Origin of the sequence: Ligilactobacillus agilis DSM 20509, assembly GCF_001436215.1 — a bacterium.
GTDB lineage: Bacteria > Bacillota > Bacilli > Lactobacillales > Lactobacillaceae > Ligilactobacillus > Ligilactobacillus agilis.
Genome location: NZ_AYYP01000022.1, coordinates 1,192 through 16,406 on the forward strand (window position 1 = coordinate 1,192; position 15,215 = coordinate 16,406).

General features: G+C 39.1%; 18 protein-coding genes, 3 tRNA genes, 1 pseudogene and 1 other annotated feature. Of the genes and pseudogenes, 21 read left to right on the forward strand and 1 reads right to left on the reverse strand.

The window, feature by feature from the left end; translation table 11 throughout:
* Positions 1-5: 5 nt before the first annotated feature.
* The 20 genes and pseudogenes from FC14_RS03255 (at position 6) to FC14_RS03350 (ending at position 13,458) form a co-directional block, all read left to right on the forward strand.
* Positions 6-77: transfer RNA gene (locus FC14_RS03255), tRNA-Gln, on the forward strand.
* 24 nt (positions 78-101) lie between these two features.
* A tRNA-Cys gene (locus FC14_RS03260) sits at positions 102-172 on the forward strand.
* A gap of 26 nt (positions 173-198) precedes the next feature.
* A tRNA-Leu gene (locus tag FC14_RS03265) sits at positions 199-282 on the forward strand.
* 125 nt (positions 283-407) lie between these two features.
* Positions 408-680: a hypothetical protein gene (locus tag FC14_RS03270; protein WP_056976462.1), complete on the forward strand. Its 273-nt coding sequence runs from the start codon at positions 408-410 to the stop codon at positions 678-680.
* 53 nt (positions 681-733) lie between these two features.
* Positions 734-913, forward strand: coding sequence for a hypothetical protein (locus FC14_RS03275; RefSeq protein WP_050612519.1), 180 nt, complete (start codon positions 734-736; stop codon positions 911-913).
* Between the two features lie 94 nt (positions 914-1,007).
* A pseudogene (locus FC14_RS03280) lies at positions 1,008-1,259 on the forward strand (terminase); the annotation flags it as partial.
* Positions 1,260-1,441: 182 nt separating this feature from the next.
* Positions 1,442-2,737 (forward strand): bifunctional folylpolyglutamate synthase/dihydrofolate synthase, encoded by a 1,296-nt coding sequence (locus tag FC14_RS03285; protein WP_056976464.1) that lies wholly within the window; start codon positions 1,442-1,444, stop codon positions 2,735-2,737.
* Between the two features lie 4 nt (positions 2,738-2,741).
* A complete protein-coding gene (locus FC14_RS03290; RefSeq protein WP_056976465.1) occupies positions 2,742-3,389 on the forward strand; it encodes an HAD family hydrolase in 648 nt (215 codons plus the stop codon).
* A gap of 54 nt (positions 3,390-3,443) precedes the next feature.
* Positions 3,444-4,118 carry a RadC family protein gene (gene radC, locus FC14_RS03295; RefSeq protein WP_082618675.1) on the forward strand — a complete coding sequence of 225 codons (675 nt, stop codon included), beginning with the start codon at positions 3,444-3,446 and terminating at the stop codon, positions 4,116-4,118.
* Between the two features lie 67 nt (positions 4,119-4,185).
* The gene (locus FC14_RS03300; protein ID WP_056976466.1) at positions 4,186-4,392 is read left to right on the forward strand and encodes a cold-shock protein; all 207 of its coding nucleotides are present in this window, start codon (positions 4,186-4,188) and stop codon (positions 4,390-4,392) included.
* 173 nt (positions 4,393-4,565) lie between these two features.
* The gene (locus FC14_RS03305; RefSeq protein WP_050612514.1) at positions 4,566-5,570 is read left to right on the forward strand and encodes a rod shape-determining protein; all 1,005 of its coding nucleotides are present in this window, start codon (positions 4,566-4,568) and stop codon (positions 5,568-5,570) included.
* A gap of 93 nt (positions 5,571-5,663) precedes the next feature.
* The gene (gene mreC, locus FC14_RS03310; RefSeq protein ID WP_056976467.1) at positions 5,664-6,509 is read left to right on the forward strand and encodes a rod shape-determining protein MreC; all 846 of its coding nucleotides are present in this window, start codon (positions 5,664-5,666) and stop codon (positions 6,507-6,509) included.
* 13 nt (positions 6,510-6,522) lie between these two features.
* On the forward strand, positions 6,523-7,035 hold the full coding sequence (gene mreD, locus FC14_RS03315) for a rod shape-determining protein MreD (protein ID WP_056976468.1): 513 nt from the start codon (positions 6,523-6,525) through the stop codon (positions 7,033-7,035).
* A 12-nt stretch (positions 7,036-7,047) separates the two neighbouring features.
* Positions 7,048-7,713: a septum site-determining protein MinC gene (locus tag FC14_RS03320; RefSeq protein ID WP_056976469.1), complete on the forward strand. Its 666-nt coding sequence runs from the start codon at positions 7,048-7,050 to the stop codon at positions 7,711-7,713.
* 1 nt (position 7,714) lies between these two features.
* A complete protein-coding gene (gene minD / locus FC14_RS03325) occupies positions 7,715-8,521 on the forward strand; it encodes a septum site-determining protein MinD (protein ID WP_056976470.1) in 807 nt (268 codons plus the stop codon).
* A 48-nt stretch (positions 8,522-8,569) separates the two neighbouring features.
* Positions 8,570-8,803, forward strand: a binding site (T-box leader).
* A gap of 47 nt (positions 8,804-8,850) precedes the next feature.
* A complete protein-coding gene (locus FC14_RS03330) occupies positions 8,851-9,498 on the forward strand; it encodes an amino acid ABC transporter permease (RefSeq protein ID WP_056976471.1) in 648 nt (215 codons plus the stop codon).
* Between the two features lie 11 nt (positions 9,499-9,509).
* The gene (locus FC14_RS03335) at positions 9,510-10,145 is read left to right on the forward strand and encodes an amino acid ABC transporter ATP-binding protein (protein ID WP_056976472.1); all 636 of its coding nucleotides are present in this window, start codon (positions 9,510-9,512) and stop codon (positions 10,143-10,145) included.
* Between the two features lie 24 nt (positions 10,146-10,169).
* Positions 10,170-11,030, forward strand: coding sequence for an amino acid ABC transporter substrate-binding protein (locus FC14_RS03340; RefSeq protein WP_156655728.1), 861 nt, complete (start codon positions 10,170-10,172; stop codon positions 11,028-11,030).
* Between the two features lie 11 nt (positions 11,031-11,041).
* Complete coding sequence (gene cls, locus FC14_RS03345; protein WP_056976474.1) at positions 11,042-12,505, forward strand: cardiolipin synthase; 1,464 nt, start codon at positions 11,042-11,044, stop codon at positions 12,503-12,505.
* A gap of 23 nt (positions 12,506-12,528) precedes the next feature.
* The gene (locus tag FC14_RS03350; RefSeq protein WP_056976475.1) at positions 12,529-13,458 is read left to right on the forward strand and encodes an alpha/beta hydrolase; all 930 of its coding nucleotides are present in this window, start codon (positions 12,529-12,531) and stop codon (positions 13,456-13,458) included.
* A 73-nt stretch (positions 13,459-13,531) separates the two neighbouring features.
* On the opposite strand, the gene FC14_RS10350 is transcribed toward FC14_RS03350, so the two are convergent.
* Positions 13,532-13,654, reverse strand: coding sequence for a DUF4044 domain-containing protein (locus FC14_RS10350; protein ID WP_101812405.1), 123 nt, complete (start codon positions 13,652-13,654; stop codon positions 13,532-13,534).
* 380 nt (positions 13,655-14,034) lie between these two features.
* Between FC14_RS10350 and FC14_RS03355 the strand changes: the two genes are divergently transcribed.
* A complete protein-coding gene (locus tag FC14_RS03355) occupies positions 14,035-15,186 on the forward strand; it encodes an RNA-guided endonuclease InsQ/TnpB family protein (RefSeq protein ID WP_056976476.1) in 1,152 nt (383 codons plus the stop codon).
* The last annotated feature ends 29 nt before the right edge of the window (positions 15,187-15,215 follow it).

Consider the following 15,215-nt stretch of genomic DNA (forward strand, 5'->3'; position numbering starts at 1 on the left):
GTGATTGGGGTATAGCCAAGCGGTAAGGCAACGGTTTTTGGTACCGTCATGCGCTGGTTCGAATCCAGCTACCCCAGTAAAGGATTTGTTCCTTAATAAATGGCGGTATAGCCAAGTGGTAAGGCAGAGGTCTGCAAAACCTTTATCACCGGTTCAAATCCGGTTACCGCCTTTTTAGGCGTTAACATCATATCTTATGCCGGCGTGGCGGAATTGGCAGACGCGCTAGACTCAAAATCTAGTGTCCCTTGGGACGTATCGGTTCGACCCCGATCGCCGGTATTTTTATAAACTGTTAGAAACAGTAAAGTCCGAGGAATCGGGCTTTTTTTGTAGTTACAGTTAAAAACAGTTAGAAATCGTGAAAAAGTTGTCCAGAAAGTTGTCCAATTGCGAGGTATGTTGGAATGGAAGAAATAAACAAAACTAAAAAATATAGAATAGAATCTGTTTATTATGAATTTTCAGTTTTGAAAATTGTAGACGAGTATACTCATGAACAATATGAAAAAATTGCAGCTTTAAATTCTAAATGGTCTGACTATGATTTCGACAAAACAGATGGCTATATCTATTTTGTCGAGTTAGAAAAAGAACTTGTTCCACCGGAGCTCACACCAGCCGACAGGAAAAGGTTCATTGAGTATTTAGAAAAAGAAATTGAAGTAGTTAACAAGTAACATCGTGATATTTATAGGGATGAATTGATATAGTTAATTTGGAGGTGAGTAGAGTGTTAAGCAGGGAGTTAGCGGAAAAATACTATCAAGAACGAATAGATGCAGAATCATGGCACGGCCCTTATACAGAAGAGGAGCTACGGTTGCAGAAAGAACGCAGAAAAAAACTAGATGAATATATAAAACAAAATCGTTGGAGACATGTAAAAAATAATGAAAAACATGCTAAATAGCATTCAACCATTTAAGTGGTTGGGTGCTATTTTTATACTCTAATTTAAGGAGGTGGTGCAGTTATTAACTTTAAAGATTGAAAGGAGCAAGGATATGTCTAATCACAAGCAAAAGGTTGGCAATCAAACTCCTACTCAATCGGTAATTGCTCCATATCAAAAAACGTTAAGTGATGAGGCCGTTAAGTTTTACGAGCGCACCGGGTTATCATGTTATGAATGGCAAAAGAACTTGCTAGATCCAATTATGGCTGGCGATGAAGATGGCTTGTGGGTTCATCAAAAGTTTGGCTATGCTATTCCTAGACGTAACGGTAAAACCGAGGTTATTTACATAAAGAAAATATGAGTTTTGAAACACAGACTTAATGGTACGATATCAGTATTCCTCATTAAGGAAGTAAAGTATAGGTAAAATTGCTAGCTGAGTTTCAAGGTGGGATTAATGAAATTTAGCTAGTTGAATGATATAATTTTTAGTGAATAGAGTTTAGAAACAACTTTCTAAACAGGATTAGGAAGGTAACAATGGCTATAACTACTTATGAAGAAGCACTTGCATTTATTCACGGACGGACGCAGTTTAAAAAGAGTCCCACACTAGATAGGATGAGGTACTTGGTTGAAAAGTTAGGTAATCCTCAGCTGCAGTTAAAAATGATTCACGTAACAGGGACAAATGGTAAGGGTTCGACGACAGCTTATTTGCGAGATTTATTAATGAGTCAGGGATTTAAAGTGGGAACATACACTTCTCCTTTTATTACCAGATTTAATGAACGGATTTCTGTAAATGGGCAGATGATTGCTGACAATGACTTGGTCGCGTTGGTAAATGAAGTTTATCCAGTGGTAAAGGAGCTGGACGCGGAGGACTTGGGACCAACTGAATTTGAAATAATCACTGCCATCATGTTTACCTATTTTAGCAGGGTAAAGGTTGATTACGCTGTAATTGAGGTGGGATTAGGTGGCTTAAATGATTCAACTAATATCATAACCCCGTTGGTGTCTGTTATTACGACGGTTGCACTAGACCATGCGCGGTGGTTGGGAGATACGGTGACTAAGATTGCCTTCCATAAAGCAGGAATTATTAAGAAGCAAACGCCGGTTGTGGTGGGTAGGTTACCTAAAGAGGCCTTAGACGTGGTGAAACAGCGTGCGCAAAAATTGCAGGCCCCACTGTATGAGCCGCAAAGTAATTACCAAGTTACTAACGATAACTACCATGGTTGGGGAGAAGCATTTACCTACCGCTTTGAAGGTAAGACATATCGTTTGCAGTTACAGATGTTAGGTAGTTATCAAATCGATAACGCCGCTTGTGCCCTAACGGCATTTTTAATTCTAGCGCATAAGGAAGGATTTGTACCAACTGGTAGGGAGGTAAAAGCTGCTTTAGGTCGAACTACTTGGCCAGGTAGGTTTGAAAAACTAACTTCGGAGCCATTAATTGTCATTGATGGCGCGCATAATGAGGCTGCTAGTCTAGAGTTGAAAAAATTGTTACAAACGCGCTTTGCTGATATGCAGGTGAAAATTTTGATGGCTGTCTTAGCAGATAAGCAGGCTGATAAAATGATTGCTAATCTCGCCTCTTTGCCTAACGTTGAGCTAACGTTAACAACCTTTGCAGGTCCGCGAGAGGTAACCAGTTTAAAACATTATCAGGCTCATTTTCCCGATTTAAGGACCGAGGAAAATTGGCAAGCGGCCTTTCTAAAAATCATAAAAGAGCTAAATGGTGACGATATGTTGCTAATTACTGGTTCGTTATATTTTATTTCGGACGTTAGAAATTATTTTATAGAAGAGGGGTAAGTAGATGGACTTAGACTTAGTTTTATTTGACATGGATGGATTAGTATTTGATTCTGAGACAGTTTACTTTGAAGCTAATCAGATTGCGGCTAAGGAGTTAGGGTTGGCTAACTATACGTTTGACTATTATCAACAGTATATAGGTGCTGGTGACGATGCGATGGTTGCCGGGATGATTAGGGATTATGGTGACGAAAAAGTAGTTGCCCGATTTATGGAACGCAGCAAAGCCTTGGTTCACCCGTTGGTTAAGCAGGGTGAATTAAAAATTAAGCCTGGTTTCCATGAATTGGTTAGTTATCTTAAAGCAAAACAGACTAAAATCTACTTGGCTTCAAGTAACTTTATAAGCGAGATTAACTTTTTCCTTGAAAATACAGGCCTAAGTGGAACCTTCGATGGGATTATTAGTGCAGACGACGTTGCTAAGGCCAAACCAGCTCCAGATATCTTCTTGGCAGCATGGGAAAAGGCAGGCTGTCCCCCTAAGGAAAAGTGTCTTGTCTTAGAAGATTCGCTAAACGGCATTAAGGCTGCTAACAATGCGCAGCTACCAGTGGCAATGGTTCCGGATTGTATTGCCCCTAATGACTATGCCCGGCAAAATACGGTGGCAATTGTTGCTGACTTAGCTAAAATTAAAAATCTTTAATAAAGAATTGATTTACCTCCCCTTTGCGTATTTTAAAAGTGAGGAGGTTTTTTTATGTCATTAATTAATGTTTACCCTAAAAACTATTTACAGGCCAAAGTGGCTAAATTTTCAAGCGCAGCTTTAACGGACAGGGAGTTGTTAACCTTTTTATTTGAACAACATTATTCGCAAAATAAAAGCAAACAGTTAGTGGATAAGTTTTTTAAAGAGTATGAAAGTTTAGGCTACCTGGAATATTTTACGCTGACCGATTGGCAAAAATTTTTAGCAGACGCTGATAAAGCCGCCGTTTTTGCAAGTCTATGCGAATTTGCACGGCGGTACCGGTCGCAACGTCATTTGAATTTAGGACAGATATATTCGAGTAAGGAGGTAGGAGAATTTTTAATAGAACGCTTGGGAGCTAATAAACAAGAGTGCCTGGTGCTATTGGTCTTAGATAATAAAAATCAGCTCTTAGATATGAAGACCATTTTTAAAGGAACGCTCAATTCCTCGCTAGTTCATCCACGCGAGATTTTTAATTTTGCGCTTCGCTACAGTGCCGCCCGCTTTATGGTGGCCCATAATCACCCGAGTGGTAACTTGCAGCCGTCGCAAAATGATTTAGCAATGACTAAGAGGTTACAGCAAGCGGGAGAGATTATGGGCATTGAGTTACTTGACCATATTATTGTCGGCAATGATAATTATCTAAGTATGCGTGAAGAAGGAATTATTAACTAAAAAGCTGTTTTTTGTTGAGCAAGTATGATAAACTTTGAATTGATTTAGTATTCAGAGGTGCAAGTTAATGTTAACTGGAGTAATTGATACATTCGAAACAGAAAAGGGCTACGGTTTTATTAAACCAGATGATAGTCGTGACAAGGTTTTTATGTACTATACAGCCTTAAAGCAAGGCGACTTTAAGACCTTAAGTCCCGGACAAAAAGTCAAGTTTTTGATTATGGAAGGGAAAAAGGGTCCGCAAGCCGTGATGGTTGAATTGATTGATTAAATAAGATTTAAAGTAATCATTAAGATTAACCATAAACAGCAACAAGTAACTTCAAATCTTGTATGCTAAGGACTATAGTAAAATAGTCTGAACGATATCTAGTAAAGTATGGTATAATTTTACTATATTGTGAATTTAAAGGCCATAATGGCATGTGAAGGGATGAAATTAACGTGTTCGGAATCGGAACAAAAAATATTGGAATTGATCTTGGGACAGCTAATACAATTGTCTACGCAGAAGGTAAGGGAATTGTTTTACGTGAACCATCTGTAGTAGCTAAAAATACTAAAACTGGTGAAATTGTATCTGTTGGTTCAGAAGCACGCGATATGATTGGGCGGACACCAGGAAGTATTGTCGCAATTCGCCCAATGAAAGACGGAGTTATCGCTGATTACGATACTACGGTCGCAATGATGAAATACTACATTGAAAAGGCATGTGGTCGCAGAGCAGGTAAGCCTTACGTGATGGTCTGTGTTCCAAGTGGTGTAACTGAAGTTGAAAAGCGGGCCGTAATTGATGCAACTAGGGTTGCGGGTGCCCGGGACGCTTATGTTATTGAAGAACCATTTGCTGCAGCAATTGGGGCAGGGCTTCCAGTTATGGATCCAACTGGGAGTATGGTGGTTGATATCGGTGGTGGTACAACCGATGTTGCAACCATTTCCCTAGGTGGCATTGTGTCTAGTCGTTCAATCCGGATGGCTGGTGACAAGATTGATGAGTCAATTATTTACTACGTACGTAAGAACTATAACTTGTTAATTGGTGAACGGACAGCTGAACAATTGAAGATGGATGTTGCTTCTGCCTCCGTAGAATTTGCTAAGGAATTAGATAGTCAAACGATTCGTGGGCGTGACTTAGTAACTGGTTTACCAAAGACTATCGAAATCAAGGCAGAAGATGTGGCGACTGCTATCCAAGAAGTAGTCGAAGAAATTATTACCGCGATTAAAGAAACACTTGAAGAAACATCTCCTGAAATTGCAGCCGATGTGATTGACCACGGGATTGTCTTAACCGGTGGTGGAGCACAATTACGTCACTTACCAGAAGTAATTGCAGAAGCTACTAAGGTACCTGTTTTTGTTGCTTCAGAACCATTGGATTGTGTTGCAATCGGAACTGGTGAATCACTTAAGAGCATCGACGTTATGAAGAAAAAATAATACTGACGGTTAAAGGTCATAGAGGTTAAGAGGTTGGAGTTTAATCGTCCAGCCTCTTAATTTTTAGTTATTACTAATTTGGGAGGCAGCTTTATGCAGAAGGCTTTTTTCAACAAGAAACTAGTTATTATCTTAATTACGTTAATTATTAGTTTTCTTTTGATTGCATTTTCAATTTCTGTTCGCAATAATCGCAACACACCATCCTTTATTCAAAAAATAGGCAATGAGTCTGCAAGTTTAGTCAATCGAGTCGTGGATTTACCACTAACTGCTATTAGTAACGTAGGGACGGCTATCTCTGACTTACATAATACCTATGAAGAAAATGAATTACTGAAAAAAAAGATTGATAGCTTAGCAGCTACTAAGATTGAAAATCAAACACTAAAATCAGAAAATAAGCAATTAAAGCAACAACTACACTTAAACAAAAGTCTAACTGATTATACTAAGGTTACTGCTTATGTATTAGCTAGAACACCATCTGCTTGGCAAAATCAAATTATTATCAGTAAAGGAACTAATGCGGGAATCGTTAAGAATTCTGCAGTGCTTTCTGATCAAGGCTTAGTTGGGCGGGTTACCGAGGTGAATGCTACTAATAGTAAGGTAGAGCTCGTAACCACCAAAAATGATGCCGCGAACCGCTTTGCTGTTCAACTTACTAATGATAAAGGTGAAACGGTCAACGGATTAATTACAGGTACTTCTGGTAAATTCTTAGTAATGGGACAGATAACTAATAATGCTAAGGTTAAGAAAAATACTAAGGTCGTTACTTCCGGTATGGGGGGAACCACCCCACAAGGAATTTATGTGGGTAAGGTGGTTAAGGTCTCTACAAGTGGGGACAGCTCCAACACTAAGATTTACATTCAACCGGCCGCCGATATGAATAAACTAAATATCGTAACTGTTGCCAAGAGAACTGACTAGAGGGTGAAGCATAGTGGCGAGTACAAAAATGAGATACCTTTTTCCGATTGGATTATTTTTAGCACTATTTTTAGATGGGGCATTAAGTGGACACTGGGCTAACTATTTATTTACCCAGACAACCTTCATGGAGAGCAGACTGGTTTTGTTATGGTTGGTAATGGCTGTTTGTTACAGTGACGCTAGGCATATTTTTGTTTGGGCAACCGTTGCTGGGTTGCTATTTGATAGCTACTATACGGGAATCTTAGGACTATTTACCGTAATGTTGCCGCTAGTTGTCTATCTAACGCGTGAGATCATGAAATACTTCACCCCATCATTTATTGTGGTATTATTAATATATCTAATTGATATTACGGTTTTAACCATACTATTTTATTGGGCCAATGTATTAATAGGATTTACTAGTGTGTCGATAGCAGACTTTATCGGACAAAATCTAGGTCCGACTTTAATTTATAATTTAGCTTGCTACGTTATCTTGTTTATGCCTTTGCACTGGCTATTTACAAAATTTGCTTAAAGGGGTGTAGGTATGCAGACAGTTATATTAAAGGGACATAAGGATGGTTACGAGATCATTTTAAAAGATGATGCGGACTTTACTTTGATTACTTCAGAATTAAGGCAGTTATTGGATGGTCTAAAGCAAGATGAAGGCTCAAAGCAAACAACAATCACCTTTAAAGTAAACACTGGAGCACGCCTACTTAATACCTGGCAGAAAAAAGAACTAGAAAAGGTTTTTGGCGACTACCCTTATTTTGCCATTCATAAAATTACAGCTAGCGTAATTGATAAGCAAGAGGCATGGGATTTTATGGAGAACCACAATATTCATATTAACGCTGCAACCGTAAGAAATGGTCAGGTCTTAGAATTAACTGGTGATGTTTTATTTGTTGGGGCCGTGCACCAAGGTGGGGTTTTGCAAACTAGCGGTAGTATTTATAGCCTCGGCAAAATCGAAGGTATTGTCCATGCTGGCTATGATAATAACTCGCGAGCAATTATTGCGGGTGAAATTTGCCAAGCTCAGCAAGTAAGAATTGGTGATTTAGTCGACATAGTAGAAGAAAAGACAGTCCCGACTAGTAAATGTTTAGTATATGTAAACGATCTCCATACACTGACCTATACAGATATAAGTGAATTAAAGGCACTTAGACCTAAAATATTTGTAAAAATAGGGGGTTTCTAAGATGGGAAAAGCAATTGTAATTACGTCCGGTAAAGGTGGGGTTGGTAAGACAACCACGACTGCTAATCTAGGAACTGCGTTAGCTCTGCAAGGCAAAAAGGTTTGCCTGGTGGATTTAGACATTGGGCTAAGAAATTTAGACGTGGTCTTAGGTTTGGACAACCGGATAATATATAATATTGTTGACGTAGTTGAAGGAAGGGCCAAACTTCACCAGGCCTTAATAAAGGACAAGCGTTTTGATAATACTTTGTTCTTATTAGCGGCTGCACAAAATACAGATAAAGATGCCTTAGAACCAGAAGAAGTTAAACAGTTGGTAAATGAGTTAAAGCCAGAATTTGATTATGTCTTGTTAGATTGTCCAGCTGGTATAGAACAAGGATTTATGAATGCAGTTGTGGGGGCTGATGAGGCAATTGTAGTTTCTACGCCGGAAATACCTGCGGTTAGGGATGCAGATAGGGTGATAGGTTTATTGGAAAAATATGACTTAGAACAGCCACCGATGTTAGTTATTTCGAGAATTAGAAAGCATATGGTTAACAATGGTCAAATGATGGATGTGGATGAGATTACCCATCATTTGGGAATTAAATTATTGGGAATTGTATTTGATGATGATGCCGTGATTAGTTCAACCAATAAGGGCGAACCAATTGTGCTTGCTGATAGCAATATCGTTTCCCAATGTTTTAAAAATATTGCCCGCCGTCTTGAAGGAGAAACGGTACCATTGTTGACGATGGAAGAGGCACAACAAGAGGGCTTTTTTAGTAAAATTACCCGTTGGTTTAAACGGGCCTAAGGAAATTGCTTGACAACAATTAGCAATGATGATAGATTTTTAATTATATTAAAGACAGTGAACAGAAGAGTAGGCCAATTCTTTTTTAGCAGAGATTTCTCAGGAGCTGAAAAGAGAAAAGAAAAGGTTGGCCGAACCACATCTGCGAGTTACTAGATTGAACGCATAGTTTAGTAGGTTTAGTCGGGAGCCCCCGTTAACAGCTGAGTTTAAAACTCGCTAAGGTTAACTTTGTGAGAAGTTAACGTCATTGAGGTGGGACCGCGTAGATACGCCCTCTGAGCAATTCGCTCAGAGGGCTTTTTCTGTTTAAAGAGGGAGGAAATAAGATGGACTATATTGTGGAAATACTGCCGTCTTTAATGGCAGGAGCTAAATTAACATTAGAAGTTTTTTGCTGGACCTTAGTTGGTTCAGTTCCATTGGGACTAGTGGTTGCTTTAGGCTTAATGTCACGTTTTAAAGTGGTAAAGGGAATATTACGTTTTTACGTTTGGCTAATGAGGGGGACTCCCTTATTATTACAGTTAATTTTTGTTTTCTATGGTTTACCAATTTTAGCAAGTTGGTTGATTTTACCCCGTTACGAAGCAGCTTTAGTAGCCTTTATTTTGAATTATACTGCTTATTTCGCCGAAATTTTTAGGGGGGGCTTACAGTCGATTGATAAGGGGCAATATGAAAGTGCCCGGGTATTACGCTTAACTTATTGGCAAACAATTAGAAAAATCATTGCACCACAAGTGGTAAAAATTGTTCTTCCTTCAATTGGAAATGAAATTATTAACCTAGTTAAGGATTCTAGTTTAGTTTACGTAATCGGTTTGGGTGATTTATTGAGAGCCGGAAATATTGCGACCGCTCGAGATGTAACCCTGGTGCCGTTAATTATGGTTGGAATAATTTATTTGATGATGACGGCAATTTTAACCTTTATTTTGGGTAAGTTAGAAAACCACTACAGTTATTGGAAATAAGGGGGGATTTTATGTTAGAGTTACAAAATATTACTAAGAGCTTTGGTAAAAGAAAAATTATTGACGGGTTGAATCTACAGGTTGCGGATGGAGAAATCCTCTGTATTGTTGGTGAATCCGGAGGGGGAAAGACCACCTTACTTCGGTGTATTAGTGGTTTAGAAACCATTGATTCCGGCCAGTTACTAATTGATAAGCAACCATTTGACCCAAGTTCGTCAACGAGTGAGGCGGTGATTGGGGTCGTATTCCAAGAATACAATTTATTCCCGCACCTAACTGTTTTAGAAAACATTACGTTAGCGCCTAAAATGGTTTTGAAAAAAGACGAAGCTAGTGCCCAGACAGAAGCAAGGCAACTGCTGGCAAAATTATCTTTAAGTGACAAAGCAGAACTTTATCCCTACCAATTATCTGGGGGGCAAAAGCAACGGGTTGCAATCGCCAGAGCTTTAGCAATGCAACCAAAAATCTTATGTTATGATGAACCAACCTCCGCCTTGGATCCCAACTTATCACAGGCAGTTAAGCAAATTATTTTAGATCTGAAAAAGAGCGGGATGACCCAAATTATTGTTACTCACGACTGGGATTTTGCCGATGAAATTGCGGATCAAATCTTGAAGGTTAAGCCCTTAAAATTTTAAATGGGGGGAAGACATTTGAAAAAAATGAAGTACGTATGGAAGATATTAGCATTACTGATAATATTAACCAGTAGTTTGGCCGGGTGTGAAAATGTTAGTAAACGGGCTAATCAAACCGATACTTGGAATAAGATAGAAAAGCGTGGAACGGTAGTCGTAGGGCTAGATGATAGCTTCGTACCGATGGGGTTTCGGCAAAAAAATGGTCAATTAGCTGGTTATGATATCGATTTGGCTAGGGAAGTTTTTAAGCGTCTTGGCTTAAAGGTTAGTTTTCAAACGATTGATTGGTCAATGAAGGAGACCGAACTACGAAATGGAACGATTGATTTAATTTGGAATGGTTATACGAAAACCAAAGCTCGTGAAAAAACGGTTGCTTTCAGTCACACTTACCTAAAAAATGAACAAATTTTAGTAAGTAAGAAAAAAAATCAAATTTTACGGCCAGCGGATATGAAAAATAAGCTGATTGGACTTCAGAGTGGTTCATCTGGTTATACCGCTTATAATGAATATCCAAGCATGCTAAAGCAATACCCTAAGCAAGCCATTCAGTATGATACCTTTACGAATGCCTTTTTAGATTTAAATGCCAACAGGATTCAAGGTCTAGTGATAGATAGTGTTTATGCTAATTATTACATTGCGCACCTAAAGGACTCAGCTAGTTATCGCACGCTAAAGGTCGGTTTTCCTAATGAAGACTTTGCAATCGGCATGCGCAAAGGGGATAAAATTTTGCGCCAAAAGATTAACCTAACCTTAGCACAGATGGCTCAAGACGGTAGTTTGAATAAATTAAATCAGAAATGGTTTGGGGAAAATAATCAAATTTCTTTTAAAGATGTTAAAATTAAATTAATAAGAAGTAATTTAAAGTAGGGGGCAGCGACATGGCAATTATTAACCTAGTCGTCTTAGTCGTTTTTATCGTGAATGATATTATTGCAATCATCACGGTTTTTCGCGAGAAAAGAGATATAGCTGCTACCTGGGCTTGGTTATTAGTTTTAACTTTAATTCCGGTGGTAGGGTTTATCTTTTACTTGTTTGCGGGTAAGAAAATTTCGCAAGAGAAGATTTTTGATTTAAAAACCCAGGAACGGACAGGCTTGGCCCAGTTAGTGTCTCTTCAAAAAGAACAATGGCAAGAACAAGAGCTAATGCCTAAAGAAATTTTAACGGTTGAGTCAAGGCAGGTTACCAAGCTTTTTTTGGAAACCGACGAAGCGGTTTTAACTAAGCATAACCAAGTAACCTTATACACGGATGGACAGGAAAAGTTTGCCACATTGTTAGCTGATATCTTAGCAGCTAAAAAACATGTCCACGTGGAGTATTATGCAATTTTTTCCGATGAAATTGGGACTAAATTAAAGCAAGCCTTGATAACGGTGGCTAAAAGAGGGGTTAAGGTTAAAGTTATCTATGATAGTTTAGGGTCGCGGGGCCAGCGACACGGCTTTTTTAAGGACCTTGAAAAGGTTGGCGGCCAGGCCGAACCCTTCTTTGGCCATAGGCGGTCACCAATTCACAGTCCCCGCTTTAACTATCGGGCTCACCGTAAGTTAGTCATAATTGATGGTGAGATTGGCTATATAGGTGGTTTTAACGTAGGCGACCAGTATCTAGGAAAATCTAAATATTTTGGTAACTGGCGTGATACTCATCTAAGAATAGTTGGTAACGCAGTAATTGCATTGCAGTCCCGCTTCTTCATGGATTGGAATGCCACAATTAAGGGGGATAAGAAGCGCACCAAACTGACTTATGCAGACAGCTACTTTCCACTTAGTCCGGTAAGAGGAACCACCAGTATTCAGATAGTTTCCTCGGGACCGGATAATGAAAATGAAGCTATAAAATTAGGTTATTTGAAGTTAATTAGTAGTGCCAATAAGACGATTGACATTCAAACGCCGTATTTGATACCGGATGACTCAATTTACGAGGCCTTAAGTGTGGCTGCCCTGTCAGGAGTTAAGGTTAGAATTATGATTCCCTCTAAACCGGATCATCCGTTTGTCTACCGAGCCACCCAGTATTTTGCTAAAGCCTTGTTAGAAAAAGGCGTGGAGATATATCAGTATGAGGATGGTTTTTTACATGCTAAAACCTTTATAGTTGACGATGAACTGGCCTCTGTTGGGTCAGCTAACGTCGATTTTCGGAGCTTTAAATTGAATTTTGAAACCAATGCCTTTTGTTATGATCGCGCCTTGGTTCAAAAATTACAGGCGAGTTTTGAACAAGATTTAGCCAAGTGTAGTCGCTTAGATGAAGCCCACTTTAGACAACAATCGGTCTGGCTACGCTTTAAGCAACAATTTTCCCGGTTATTAGCGCCGATTTTATAGTAATAAGAGAGTGAGAAGAAGAGATGATTAAGAAACGTTGGTTAAAATATGGATTAGTGGGGCTAATGATTCTCTTAGTAGGAGGAATTTTAGTCGGAAGTAACTACTTAGTGTCATATGCTTTTACACGGGGAGTACCTGGTCCAAGCAATCATAAGAAGGCAGCTGTTTTAAAGGCAGACCAGGTTTGGCTAAAAAATGTTAAGCAAGAACAATGGCAGCAACGAGCAGCCGATTCTTCATTACGCTTGGTAGCCACGTACGTTCCAGCCGCTAAAGCTACTAATAAGACGATTATTGTTGCACATGGTTATCACGAAAATCATACTAGCATGGCTTCGTATATAAGGTTATTCCATAACTTAGGCTACAATGTCTTAGCTCCTGATGACCGTGGGAGCGGGAAAAGCCAAGGGAAGTACCTTACGTTTGGTTGGTTAGACCGCTTAGATTATGTTAACTGGATAAAAAAAGTCATTAAATATCAAGGCCAAAATTCACAAATAGGGCTTTTTGGTGTTTCAATGGGTGGAGCCACAGTGATGATGGTCAGTGGCCAAAAGCTACCTTCCCAAGTAAAGGCAATCGTCGAGGACTGTGGTTATTCCAGTGTTGAAGCCGAGTTAACCAACCAATTAAAGGCGCAGTTTAATCTGCCTAAAGAACCATTTATCATGTTGGCTAGTATGATTGCCAAAATTAGGGTTGGTTTTGATTTCAGGCAGGCTAAAGCTACGGCCGCGTTACGTAAAAATACTTTACCTTTATACTTAATTCATGGGGATAGTGACCACTTTGTGGCTACAAAGATGGTTAAGCAAAACTATGCAGCCCAAGCTGGACCAAAGAAGCTATGGATTAGCAAAAAGACAGGGCATGCGATGACTTATTACAATTATCCGCATGAATATCAACAAAGAGTAGGAGCTTTCTTTGCTAAGTATTTGCAGTAAGTAAGTCAAAATCCCCGTTAACCATTGAACTCAATGATTAACGGGGATTTTAATTTGTTTAATCAGAATTGAATTAATAACCCATTACGCCACCAACGGCTGCTAAAATTACCGAGAGAAGCGTAAAAATTAACATAATCCAAACAACTACCATGGTAATCTTTTGAAGGGTAGTCTTTTTCTTTTTTTCTTTCACTGCCAGTCATCCTTTACAATAGCTTTTGTTAAGTACTACTATACCGTTAGTATTACTAAAATGTCAATTTTTCTGGGGGAAGCAGACCTTAGAAAAGAAAGCTAAATTTATGGTTAGCTGCTTTTGTATTGTACTGTGACCTACGCTATAATGGATTAGTATAACAGGTGGTTCTACTTTGTTAAGAAGGCTAGAAGTGCTTAGTCTTGATTACTCAAGCGGAGGAGTTTAACTGTTACCAAAAATATAAAATATTGTAGAAAACAATAGAATTATAGTCAATCAGAAAATAAAAAATGTAGGATTGATAGATTATAGAACTTATGTTTTGAACGTTACCTAAGAAAGTGTTATCATCTCTGTAATAGGAGGTGAGCTTAATGCTACGTGTACAAAAAGTTAGACTGTATCCTAATGAAACCATGAAACAAGTTCTTGACGATTTATGCGATTATAGGCGTTATTGTTGGAATCAAGGCTTAGCTTTATGGAATGATATGTATGATGTTTCCTTAATTTTAGGCGACAAGAAGTTACGTCCAAGCGCACGTAAGGTTCGCGATGAGTTAGTCGCCAACAAGGAAGATTGGCAGTACCAACTGTCTGCTCGCTGTTTACAGCTAGCCATTTCTGACCTAGGTAAAGCTTGGCAAAACTTCTTTAAGAAGTCATTATTGGATTGGGGCAAGCCAAAGTTTAAGTCTAAAAAGACGGCTCGTCAGGGTTTTAAGACGGACCGGGCTCAGATTGTTAATGGTAAGTTACGGTTGGATAAGCCACAGGGGGTTAAAACCTGGGCTGATATTAGTTTTAAGGGCGCTGACGACCTAAATGGTGATTTAAAAGTTGTCTCGATTTACTGTGAAAACGGTAAGTACTGGGCGAGCTTACCCTTTGAAGTTAAGGTGACGAAGAAAACTAAGACTGGACAAAAGACAGCCGTTGACGTTAACGTTGGTCACTTTGACTATACCGAAGGTCAAGTCAAGACTTTGCCTAACAACTTAAAGGCTTTGTACAAACGCATTAAGCATTACCAACGCCTCTTAGCTAGGAAACGAGTGGCAAATGGAAAGAAAGCGACCCAAGCTAATAATTACGTTAAGACGAGAGCCAAGTTACAACGTGATTATCGCAAAGTCGCTAATATCCAACACGATATTGTCCAAAAGTTTACCACCATGCTAGTCAATAATTATGACCGCATTGCCATCGAAGATTTAGCAGTTAAGCAGATGCAGATGAGTCACATCGCATCCAAAGGCTTACATCGGTCAATGTTTGGCTATTTCAAGCAGGTTTTAAAATATAAGTGTGAATGGTATGGCAAGGAGTTAATCTTAGCGGACCGTTACTATCCAAGTACCCAGCGCTGTTCTCAGTGTGGTCATGTTAAGTTCGGCGCAGATAGAGTCGGACTTGACGGCAACAAGAAACATGGGACGAAACATAACGAGTATGTTTGTTATGAGTGCGGGGCAGTTATGGAGCGAGACGAAAATGCTGTGAGAAACTTACTTGCTTTACTGTAAAAATAAACGGGGTGGGCTACACCCTTAAG